This window comes from Microcoleus sp. M2_D5 (assembly GCF_036701935.1).
In the GTDB taxonomy this organism is placed as follows: domain Bacteria; phylum Cyanobacteriota; class Cyanobacteriia; order Cyanobacteriales; family Microcoleaceae; genus Microcoleus.
Window position 1 is genome coordinate 17267 of record NZ_JAUBRP010000081.1, and the last position, 10727, is coordinate 27993.

Here is a 10727-nt window from a genome sequence, read left to right on the forward strand (position 1 = left end):
ATAAATCACGTGGCGGGTACCACCTTTGAAATTCGTGGTAATTCCCCAATCTAAAATCTAAAATCTAAAATCTAAAATTGTATTACCCATTACCAATCCCAGCCATTAAAGAAATAATTTTGTCCAGCAATTGCTCGGGGTGAATCGGTTTAGCCAAACAATCGTTAGCTCCCGCCGTCACGAAAGATATCTGAGCTGGCGGAATTTCATTAGCGCTTAAAGCCAGAATCTTGATATTTTCAGTAGCGGGTTTTTGGCGCAGTTGGTGAATTATTTCGCAGCCATTCATACCGGGCAAACGCATATCGACAATCACAGCATTCGGCTGCAAAAGTTCAATTTGTTCCACCGCCGCTGAACCTTCAATCATCCACACCACTTGCAGTCCTGCTGCTGTCAGGATATCGCAAATCAGCATGGCAGTTTCTTCATCTTCTTCCACGAGTACGAGGCTGCCCCGCAAGGAATAATGCAGCGGTAAAGATGAATTAGATTTTTCATAGGTGAATTTTGTGGATTCATCTTTGCTTTGAGTTTGGATGGGTATAAAAACGGTAAAAGTAGAGCCGACATCAACTGTAGAGTTGACTTCGATCGCGCCGCCGTGAAGCTCTACTAACTGTTTAGTTAAAGCCAATCCCAGACCGGTACCCCCGTATTCTCGGCGGTAGGGGGTATCCAACTGCTGGAATTTTTGAAACAAAAGCGATCGCTGATTTTCGGGAATTCCAATGCCGGTATCTTTGATTTGAAAAACAGCGGTACTGCCAGCAGGTGCAGTACCGGGATGCCGCACTGCCGGCGTTCGATTTTTATCTTCTGTCACCCAAACTCGCAGGATGACTCGCCCGCCTTCGGGAGTAAATTTAATCGCATTTCCTAAAAGATTGAAGAGAATTTGTCTCAAGCGGCGCGGGTCAGCGATGAAGCGATCGCACTCTTGTTTTATCCGCTGTTCTTGCAGCAGTTCCACGCCTTTAGCCGCAGCTTTTTCTTTGAGGGCGTGCAGGCTCTGAGAAGCTAATTTAGAAAGTGAAAATTCACTAATTTTTAATATTGCTTTTCCCGCTTCTACTTGCGATAAATCTAAAATATCGTTAATTAATTCTAATAAGTGGTCGCCGCTGTCTCGGATAGTTTGCAGGTACTGCCGCTGCTTTTGTATCGGCACTTCTTTGCTGCCAACTTTGCCGTAAGACCACCGCAGCAGCGTGTCAGAAATGCCGATGACGCAGGTGAGAGGAGTCCGCAATTCGTGGCTCATAGCTGCCAAAAATTCGCTCTTGGCGAGGCTGGCAGACTGGGCGGCGACCAGTGCATCGCGCAGTTCTCGCGTGCGCTCTATTACGCGCTGTTCTGAGGTGCGCTTTTGCTGCTGGACTTGTGCATAAAGTTCGGCTTGGTAAATCGCGATCGCCAAATGTTCTGCTATTTGCCGCAAAAATGTTTTTTTGCTTTCTTCCCACTCGCGAAAAGTACACTGGTGGGCAATTAGCAGCCCCCACAAGTCGTCTTGAACTACGATCGGCACTAGCAACTTTGCCCGCACCTTTGCCCGCCGCATCAACTCTAAAAAACAAGGCTGCGAAGAGTAAGTTGTTTCCACATCCGCGACGCACAAAGCCAAACCTTTGCGATATTTCTCTCGGTCAATGACTCCATTGGTAAAACACTGCGCGTCTTCACTAAAATTTAGTACAGACGAGATACCATCATTGGCTAAAGCTTCGTAGGTAACGCGACCTAAATACAAGTAAGACCCGGAATTTTCTGGGATTTCGCCACACCCAGAAACTGCCGCAGGAATTTCTTTAGCTAACTCTGCTTTGTGCGGCGCTGGCACTTTTTCAAATTGATAAATTAACAGGCGATCGACCTCCAAAAACTCTCGCACTTGCTCGACTGCTTTTGACAAAATTACAGGCAATTCCAAAGTCTGGCGTATTTGAGTTGTCACCTGATTCAAAAGCCGCTCTTGTTCTAGCTGCTGCTGCAAAGCATCTTCTACTGGCTGACAAAATGAAATGCAGGGACTGGCAATTTGTAATTGATTGACGGCTTCTGCAATCTGGCTCTGCAGCGTTTCTGGAGCTATAATTTTCGCCGCTGATTTTCCCTCTCTTTCTGTTTTGCTGTGTAGGGGCAGGTGATTATTTTGGCTGGCATTAGCAGCTAGAAGAGCCAGCAAATTTAGGGTGAATTCGCTTTGAATAACGGCCGAGTTGGGCTGTATATTTTTAATTGCTTGTTTGATGGCGCGAATGTCAATTTGCCACGAGGGTGCGGGCTTTATTTCTGCGAGTTTGTCTGCGAGGGGAGACAGGAAATTGGCGATCGCCCCGGGGTCGAAAGTCAACTGCACATTCAATTGCGAATAGAGATTTTTTTCGCTGTGCTTGTGTCCGTTTGTTGCGAACTCATCTAATAGATTGCCCCGCAGCAGCGCGCTAAAATGCTCTGATACTACTGCTGCAAACCTTTCCGACGAATTTTCCAGATCTTGACAATCAGCGATCGCATCGTCGGTGAGCCAAATCGCCCCTGGGATTTCAGCCATTTGCTGTAACAACTGGTAAGCAGCCTCAAAGGTTGCTAGTGGCAAAGTCCGATTTAAGGTTTTTGGTTTCACTGTAGACATTTTCCCGGCTGACAGTTAAAGAACAAAATATGAATGCCCCTGTTGTGAGGACGGAACCCGTGGGACAACTGGCGTGGCAGATCCAACAGACTTGAGATGACAGTAGTCAGAAACTAAGTAATAGAAGGCCCCGGAGCCAGAGAGTTAATTTCTCCCTATAGTTGTCATCTTTCTTCTGGGCGAGTGACCCCCACTTCAGCGTTTTACGAGCGCGAAAGCGGTAGGAGGAAACAGGGGGAAGGGATACGGCTGTATAATCGATCGCCTCTGGTTGTGTTTGTGAACCGGGTTGTTGAGGGAAACTAAGCAATTCCACTCCCATTGCTGGGGTGAAGTTAGCACGCGCCTTTGTTTTCTGAGCTGATTCGGCTAATGGCACGTCCTTAACCCAAATAAAAATGTTTAACCCTTAACGACAGAACAGAGGACTAGCTACGTATCCGCTTAGTGTCATTACTGTCAGGCTGGTCAACAGAAAATGAAGTTTTAGGCGCGAAGCCCAGTCACTTCCGTGCTGGGTCGTTGACTACTTTCAACAATCTTATTCCAGTATAATATTAATATATAATTTGTTAACTTGTACTTAACACTATCCGGGTAAATGAGCAATCCAACTCAACTCACCCCCGATTTCACGATCGGACATCTGCCGTGTCACGACTTCCAAGTGAGCGCTGCAACTCTAGGACAGGTAGTGGCTGAAAGATTTGAGCAAGAACCAGACCTGCCGGGAGTCATTATTACTCATGAATCACAGGTATTGGGCATGATTTCGCGCGTCAAATTTCGAGAGCAAATGAGTTTTCCCGATCGCGTAGAACTTTACGGGTCACACCCGATTCGAGCCTTGTTAGATTTCATTAGAATTCCGCCTTTGCTGCTTTCGGAAAACTGGAAAGTTGACGATGCTGTCCAAGCGTCTTTCAACAGGCATAGAGACTTGATTTATGAACCAATAATTGTGGTAATGGAAGACCACACCCACCGCCTTTTGAACATTCATACTCTGGTGATCGCCCAGTCAAAAATTTTAGCACAAGCCAACAAAGCTATTCAAAAATACCGACTAGAAAGACACAAATATTTGGCGCTAATTCAACAAGAAAGAGCGAAAGTTAATGAATGTAATGAACTTTTAAAAAGCTACCAGCGTCAAGCAGAAAAGACCCAGGCTAATCCTAATTTTAATCAAGCGGCGCTGGTCAAACAAGCTGAAGAAATTGCTCAAATGAATCAGCGATTTGTGAGGATTGCCAAACTGATTTCTTCAGAAGGTCGCCAAGCATTTCAAGCTACTTTTCAAGGTGCTAATTCTATTTGCAACAATACAGATAAAATTTTGGGCGTGGGCAAAGCCATAGCTAATGATTTAGAAACGGTTAACCGCACTTCCCGAACCATCCGGGAGGCGATCGAACAAGTCAGGCATTTAGCAGTACAGGTAGCTGTAGTTACCAATCAAATGGGAAGTCAGCCTAGCGGCCTGAGCAAAGTGAGTCTAGAAATTGGCAGACTGGCAAGTAAAACTTTTGAATTGGGGACTCAAATGGAGCAAATTGCCAGCCGATTTAAACTTCGAGTTCACGAACTCACGGAGGCAGCAAGAGCGGGTGCTAATGTGGCTAAATCCGTGACTATCAAAATCGATCGCGCCGAAATGGCTCTGTTAGAGTTAGAAGAATTAATCGCGGAAAAACAATTTAATTCGTTGACAGCTATCCAAGAACCTTTGGGAGTAATAAAAAGTGTTACCGCTGATTCTTTAGTTCGAGAGATAGAACACACCGAGGTCGCTGTGTCCGAGTTGGAAGACTTAGTTAAAAATCAAGATTCCTCGCAATATTTGATTCAAAAGATTCAGCAGGCGTTGAAGTCCAAAAAGCCCTAAAATTTCAGCCGGAATCTAATGAAATATTTGTAGAGGAAAACAAATAAAAAAATTTACAATCATTCTATTTCAAGAATACCATAGCAGTTCTCAAGCGTGGTGAGGTATGCCCAATGCCCAATGCCTTAGCTCCGAGAGTACCTGATGTTACTGAGAAAGGCTATATTTGTTATACTGAAGGTGAGGAATTTTCAAATTCAGTTGTAAAAAGGCTATTGAATTAGCCCCAAAAACCTCTAAAAAATTCCACGAAGAGTTGGAAGGACAGGTGACGTTTATGAAAATCCTGCTGGTAGAAGATGACACAGTTACAGTCAGTTTGCTGACTCAAGCGCTGAACTCTCACAATTACAATGTGAATGCGGCAGCCGACGGTGAAACAGCGTTGCATTTGGTGCAGGCATACGATTACGACCTGATAGTTTTGGATGTGCTGATTCCTAAACTCGACGGCATTAGTTTGTGTCGAAAATTGCGATCGTCCGGCTGCCAAATGCCGATATTACTGCTGACAGCGCTAGATAGCAGCAACGATCGAGTCCAAGGTTTAGAGGCGGGTGCAGACGATTATGTGGTCAAACCCTTTAATCTCGAAGAATTAATCGCTCGAATTCGGGCTTTGCTGCGGCGGGGTAAGGCAACTTTGTCGAGTACAAATTTGACCTGGGAAAAACTGCAAGTCAACCCGGACACTACGGAAGTAACTTATGCCGAAAAAGTGCTGCACTTGACTCCCAAAGAGTACAATTTGCTAGAACTTTTCCTGAGAAATCCCCGGCGCATTTTCAGTCGCAGCGCCATCCTCGATCGCATTTGGTCGGCGGGCGAATTTCCTCAAGAAGAAGCCGTTACTGCTCACATCAAGGGGCTGCGGCAGAAGCTGAAAGCAGCCGGGATGACTGTAGATTTAGTGGAAACAGTGTACGGATTGGGCTATCGGCTCAAAAGTCTGCCGGAGGAGATTGAGAGCCAACAAGTTGGGCAGGAAACGACAGAAACTGCTAAAACTCAAGAAACTTTATCTACTGCATCCAGCGGGTCGAGCCAGGAATTAAACAAAGACGAGCGCCGTCTCAAAGTCTTGAATGCGATTGCCCAAATGCGGGGAAATTTAAAAGCTAATTTTAGAGAAAAGGTGGCGATATTCGATCGCGCGATCGATCAACTCAAAAGCGGAAGCTTGGAGGGCGCAGTGCGCGAGGAAGCTCAAGCCCAAGCTCACAAATTAGTCGGTTCTTTGGGAACGTTAGGGCTGCCGAAAGGTTCGGAAGTTGCGCGCCAGATAGAACATTTGTTCAAGGCTCAAAACATCTTGAAACCGGGGACAGCCCTGCAAATTGAGGAATTTCTGCATCAGCTAAAACAGATATTCGATCGCCCGTCGCCCGAACCAGAAGGCGATTTGGTGCCTGCGGTTTCCCAAAAGCGCCGAATGCTGGTTGTTGATGATGATACTTTTGGAAGCGATCGACTCAAAACAGTAGCATCCGGTTCTGACTTCCAGATAGAAGTCGCCAACTCTCCGCAAGCGGCAAGAAATGCGATTTCTCAACAGCCTCCAGACGCGATTTTGCTGGATTTGATATTTTCCAAATCTCAGGAAAACGGGCTTTCTCTTTTAGCCGAACTCCGCAGTGAAAAGCCCGAAATTCCGGTGATGGTTTTTAGCGGGCACAATCAATTGAGCGATCGAATAGAAGTTGCTCGTTTGGGAGCTTCGGGCTTTTTACACAAATCTATGCCCCCAGCAGATATACTCAAAGCAGTTGCCCAACTACTCGATCAGACTGGCCCTGCTGAAGCTAAAGTTATGGTGGTAGACGATGACGTGCATCTATTGGCTGCACTGCAAGTGATTCTACAACCTTGGGGATTTCAAGTAACAACATTGGACGATCCTGAAAAGTTCTGGGAGGTACTCGAAACGACTTGTCCGGATTTGCTAATTTTAGATGTGGAGATGCCCGGTTACAGCGGTATCGAGCTGTGTTTGGCAGTTCGCAACGATTTGCGCTGGAGCAAGCTCCCCGTGCTATTTTTGACAGCTCATTCCGAATCGGAAATAGTGCGCCAAATGTTTGTCGCAGGTGCTGACGACTACGTTAACAAGCCGATCGTGAAACCGGAATTAATTGCTCGCCTCCTGAATCGTTTGGAGCGGACTCAACTCAGAAACAGACTGGCTCAGGCACAGCGCTAATCCCATTTTAGATTTTAAAAATTAAAGACTTCAAGAAGTGGGAATGACTGGGGAGATATGGGTTTCGATCGCGTACCTACAGTTGTATTCTTTTTTTAAACTGGTATAACTAGGAGCAAATATGCAGTGCGTGTCCGAAACAAATCAGGAAGCCTTCGCCAAGACTGGGGATTGTTAGAGTGTGTAATTCCGACGGGGTGCGGTAGATTGATGCTTGCCTGCAGAGCGAGAACACAGGCTAATTTAGAGAATTATTAATCAGATGAAAGCGATGGTATTGCCCTCAGACACAGGCACTCTCAATAACAGCGACTGCGAACTAATTTACGCCCCGGGTTCGATTCAACCTCACGGCATCCTTTTGGTGCTGGAATCTCCGGCGTTAAAAATTTTGCAAGTTAGCAACAATACTTTTGAGGCGATGGGCCTTTACCCCGAACAACTTTTGGATAAATTTTTAGAGGAATTTGTCGAGACTGAAGAAATTGAGGCTATTGAAAAAGGTTTATTTGAAAAAGACCAACGTAATGCTATCAGATTATCCTTCAAAAGTCAAGAGCGCAAGTCTTTTTTTGAGGGAACGCTACATCAATCAAATTCAGCATTAATTGTTGAACTAGAGTCGGTTGTTTCTCCAAAAACGAGCGATTGTTTCAATTGTTATAATTTAGTCCAAGAGCCGATCGACAAAATCCACAAAACACCCAACCTGCAAGTGCTGTGTCAGACGGCTGTTGAAGAAGTGCGGAGGATAATCGGTTTCGATCGAGCGATCGTCTATCAATTTGACGCCACCGGGGCGGGGGAAGTTGTCGCCGAAGACAAAGTAGAAAGTTTGGCTCCTTTATTGGGACTGCACTATCCGGCTACCGATATTCCCCCCCAAGCAAGAAACCTCTTCAACATGAATTTAATTCGGTTTATTCCCGATATTAACTGCCAGCCTGTAGAACTAATTCCTCACTGCAATCCGCTGACGGGTAGCCCTTTAGATATGGGAGGATATTTGTTGAGAACAGTTTCACCTTGCCACGTTCAATATCTCAAAAATATGAACGTTGCTGCTAGCGTGACTCTGACATTAATCAAAGATAAAAAACTCTGGGGATTGATTGCCTGCCACCATCCAACACGAAAGTATGTCAACTACGAAACAAGAACTGCTTGCGAAATGCTAGCCAAGTTTGTGAATTTAGAACTCAGCTATAAACAAGATAGCCAAGACCGGGAATATGCAATTTATTTAAAAGCACTTTGCCAAAAATTTATTACGGAAATTTCTCAAAAAAACTGCTTTCTAGAAGGTTTACTAACATACCGAGATGAATTGCTCGCCTTAGTGGGCGCTACTGGTGGAGTAGTGTGTGCCAATGAAAATTTAACAACCATCGGGCAAACCCCGGAATTGGTAGAAATAGAAAAATTAATTGCTTGGATAAAACCTCAAATAAATAATGAGGTTTTTTATACAGATTCTCTCTCAAAACTGTATCCGCCCGCCAAAAAATTTCAAGAATTTGCTAGCGGTTTACTGGTGCTTGCCATGTCTGAGATGCAAAATTATTACATTTTGTGGTTCCGTCCAGAAGCACTTCAAACTGTCAACTGGGCAGGTCCACCAGAGGACAAAATTGAACTTAAACCGGATGGTAGTAGATTAATTTGTCCTCGCAATTCCTTTGATTTGTGGCAAGAAACTGTGAGGTTAAAATCTTTGCCTTGGCAGCGGTGCGAAATTGAAATAGCACGAGAACTTCGAGTTGCTATTACTAGCATTGAGTTGCGGAAAATGAATCAGCAGCTCAGCTTAGCTTTGTCGGCTACCAAAATCGGATTTTGGGACTGGGATATGCAAAGAAATCGCATTGTTTGGTCGAGGGAACACGAAGAGTTGTTTGGGTTGGCACCGGGAACTTTTGCCGGAACTTATCAAAGTTTTGTAGCTTGCGTTCACCCAGAAGATTTAAACAGCATTCAGAATGCTGTAAATCAAGCCCTGCCCCAGCGATCGGATTACTGTCACGAATACCGCGTGGTTTGGCCCGACGGCAGCATTCACTGGATTGAGGGCAAAGGTAAGTTTTTTTACAACGAAGCAGGCGATGCAGTGCGGATGGTGGGAACAGTTACAGAAATTACCGATCGCAAAGCTAGAGAATTACAGTTGCGGCTGTTGGAATCAGCAGTCACCACCACTAACGACGCCGTGTTAATTACCGAAGCTGAACCGATTGAGGAACCGGGGCCGCGAATTCTTTATGTCAACCCAGCTTTCACGCGGATGACCGGCTATGGGCTAGAAGAAGTTTTGGGCAAAACCCCGCGCATTTTGCAAGGAGAAAAAACAGACCGCGCCAGTCTCCATCGAGTTCGGACAGCTTTGAAAACCTGGCAGCCGGTGCGGGTTGACTCGATCAATTACCGCAAAGACGGGACGGAATTTTGGGTAGAAATGAGCATTGTGCCCATAGCGGACAAAAATGGTGAGTTTACCCACTGGGTATCAGTGCACCGGGATATTAGCGATCGCAAACTTGCTGAAGCCACCCTCCAACAGCTCAACGAACGGTTAGAAATGCGAGTTTTGCAGCGAACCAGAGAACTAGAAAGCTCTCAAGCAGAACTCCGGGAAAGCGAAGCTTTATTTCGCTCTCTGAGCGAGAGTTCCCCCGTGGGCATTTTCAAAATCGATACAGAGGGGAAATGTACCTATACAAATCCTCGCTGTCAAGCAATTGGTGGCTTCACACCTGCAGCAGCTTTAGGAAACGGCTGGATGCGGTTTGTTCACCGCGAAGACCTCAAACTAATTCTGTCGAAGTGGTTCCAATCGCAATCGCTAGATGGGGAATTTTCCGGCGAATTCCGCCACATCCAGCGAGACGGAACCATTCGGTTTTGTCGGCTTAAAACAGCTCCGATTTTTTCCGACAAAGCTCAACTAATTGGTCACGTGGGCACAGTCACAGATATCACAGAAAGTCGGGCAATTGAAAAAATGAAAAATGAGTTTATTTCGATTGTCAGCCACGAACTGCGAACGCCACTTGCCTCGATTCGCGGTTCTTTAGGTTTGCTGGCGGCTGGGGTACTGAAAAATAAACCGGAAACTGCCAAACAGATGTTAGAAATCGCTTCGAGCGATACCGAACGGTTAGTGCGTTTGGTCAACGATATTCTAGATTTAGAACGGCTCGATTCGAGCCAAGTTATCCTCGTCAAGCAGTGGTGCGATGCCCAGGTTTTGATGCGGAAGTCTGCTGAAGCTGTACTTGCTTTGGCTGCGGAAAATAACATTGATTTGTCGATTTTGCCCGAAACGGCAAAAATTTGGGCTGACCCCGACAGGATCGTTCAACTGCTGGTAAATTTGTTGAGCAATGCGATTAAATTCTCCGCTCCAGGAAGTACAGTAACTCTCAGGGTGGAAGATTTGGGCGATTCCCTACGGGATAGCTACGCTTCACGGGTATTATTTGAAGTCAAAGATCGAGGGCGGGGGATTCCGGCAGATAAACTAGAAACAATCTTTGGACGGTTTCAACAAGTCGATGCTTCTGACTCCCGCCAAAAAGGAGGTACGGGTTTGGGTTTGGCTATCTGTCGCAGCATAGTACAGCAGCACGGCGGCAGAATTTGGGTCGAAAGTGTTGTCTCACAAGGCTGCAGTTTCTATTTCACAGTGCCTGCACCGTTGGAGGGCGAGGGGGGAAAAAGTTTGGAGGTTTGAGATTGCTTTGATAATATCTCGCGAAAGCTCAAGTTCCTGGGAACTCACGCGGGTAGGATGATTGTGGGAGGCTGATAGGTCGATTTTTATGTTCAGGGCTTAAGTAGGTGAGCGGCAAAATCTATCAACAGCGCCCGACGATTAGGACGTTTTTAAGTGCTGAAACTCTTAATTTTATTGCTTCTTCCTTTTGCTATAGCCTTTCTCGAAAAGATGAGGTATCATGTTACTGACACTCACTCAGGAGGGTCAAACAGAGAAGACACGCTCG

General features: G+C 45.8%; 4 protein-coding genes. 3 read left to right on the forward strand and 1 reads right to left on the reverse strand.

The window, feature by feature from the left end; all coding sequences use genetic code 11:
• Positions 1-82 precede the first annotated feature (82 nt).
• On the reverse strand, positions 83-2638 hold the full coding sequence (locus tag QUA50_RS24890; RefSeq protein WP_333267808.1) for an ATP-binding protein: 2556 nt from the start codon (positions 2636-2638) through the stop codon (positions 83-85).
• Positions 2639-3239: 601 nt separating this feature from the next.
• Here QUA50_RS24890 and QUA50_RS24895 point away from each other — a divergent pair.
• The 3 genes from QUA50_RS24895 to QUA50_RS24905 all read left to right on the forward strand — a co-directional run bounded on the left by QUA50_RS24895 (position 3240) and on the right by QUA50_RS24905 (position 10456).
• The gene (locus tag QUA50_RS24895) at positions 3240-4526 is read left to right on the forward strand and encodes a chemotaxis protein (RefSeq protein WP_333267809.1); all 1287 of its coding nucleotides are present in this window, start codon (positions 3240-3242) and stop codon (positions 4524-4526) included.
• 277 nt (positions 4527-4803) lie between these two features.
• Complete coding sequence (locus tag QUA50_RS24900) at positions 4804-6726, forward strand: response regulator (RefSeq protein ID WP_333267811.1); 1923 nt, start codon at positions 4804-4806, stop codon at positions 6724-6726.
• 262 nt (positions 6727-6988) lie between these two features.
• Positions 6989-10456 carry a PAS domain S-box protein gene (locus tag QUA50_RS24905; protein ID WP_333267813.1) on the forward strand — a complete coding sequence of 1156 codons (3468 nt, stop codon included), beginning with the start codon at positions 6989-6991 and terminating at the stop codon, positions 10454-10456.
• The last annotated feature ends 271 nt before the right edge of the window (positions 10457-10727 follow it).

What these genes read in the sequence shown, in the direction of transcription:
- QUA50_RS24890 (WP_333267808.1), bottom strand. Translation starts at nt 2,638, where the DNA reads ATGTCTACAGTGAAACCAAAAACCTTAAATCGGACTTTGCCACTAGCA.
- QUA50_RS24895 (WP_333267809.1), top strand. Translation starts at nt 3,240, where the DNA reads ATGAGCAATCCAACTCAACTCACCCCCGATTTCACGATCGGACATCTG.
- QUA50_RS24900 (WP_333267811.1), top strand. Translation starts at nt 4,804, where the DNA reads ATGAAAATCCTGCTGGTAGAAGATGACACAGTTACAGTCAGTTTGCTG.
- QUA50_RS24905 (WP_333267813.1), top strand. Translation starts at nt 6,989, where the DNA reads ATGAAAGCGATGGTATTGCCCTCAGACACAGGCACTCTCAATAACAGC.